Below are 1024 nucleotides of genomic sequence, written 5' to 3'. Positions count from 1 at the left end.
GCTGACATCATCGCCATGAACAATACGGTGCGAACCTGACTGCGGCCACCCTGGATAACCTGTTTGCCTTTGTACTTGCCACTTTCTCTGTTCATTGGTGCGACACCCACCAGTGAAGCAATTTCTTTACTGTTCAGCAAGCCAAGTTCCGGCAGGTAACTGATGAGTGTTGCGGCTGATACTTTTCCTATTCCCGGCATGCTTTGAACAAGGTCGCTTTTGGCTTTGTACTCCGGACAGTTTTCTATCAGCTTGCCCAGTTCATCATCCATTTTTTCTATTTGCTTTTTGATGGTCAGGAGTACAGATTTAATACTGGCCTGTGTCGCTTTGGGCATGATTTGAAGCCTATTCTTCTCACTTGTCTGCATGTCTAACAACTGATTCCGCCGCGATACCAAATCTGCCATAAGCCGCATAGTCTCAGGCTTCAGGGACGACAGGGCAGGTTGGATGGCCTCACTGTAATGTGCGATAAGTGCAGCATCCAGCTTATCTGTTTTGGCTTTTCTGCCAATTGCGCCGGCGAAGCGCTTTACGTGTATGGGGTTCACCATGCTGAACGGCAAGCGGGCTTTCGCACATGCTGCAATAAACGCGGCTTCGTAACGGCCGGTGGATTCAATCACAATGCGTTCCGGACTTAGTTTCTTCAGCCGTTTAACTGCCTCAGATATGCCTTTTGTATCGTTACTAACCTGAAAATATTCATGTGACGGACGAACATGGATATCAAGGAATTGCTTGCCGGTGTCTACGCCAACGTTAATTCTTTGCGCTGCTGATTTATTCATAATAAGCTAACTCTGGTTTGCTAAATGCGAGCTCGGGGCCCAGTCGACTATTCGAGTATGTTGCTTGGAGCACTGTGTGGTGTTCATGTTTGTTAGCGGTCTCTCAACTGAGGAGCCATCGCATAATCGAACTACCGCACAGCCAACTTTGGTTGCAGCCAAAGTCTGGGCCTCACTTTACCCATCTTTGAAAACGTTGTGGGGAATTTAGGGAAGAATTATCCATACAA

Annotated in this window: 1 protein-coding gene; it reads right to left on the bottom strand. The window is 47.6% G+C overall.

All coding sequences use genetic code 11. The features are described from left to right. Positions 1-794 (bottom strand): IS110 family RNA-guided transposase (locus tag ACXAGX_RS20465; RefSeq protein ID WP_474825209.1); only part of this gene is annotated, 794 nt, incomplete at its 3' end. Positions 795-1024: the final 230 nt, after the last annotated feature.

The sequence above is a fragment of the Alteromonas sp. ABV4_515 genome, assembly GCF_056160345.1.
This window is presented reverse-complemented; position numbering and strand designations above follow the sequence as displayed.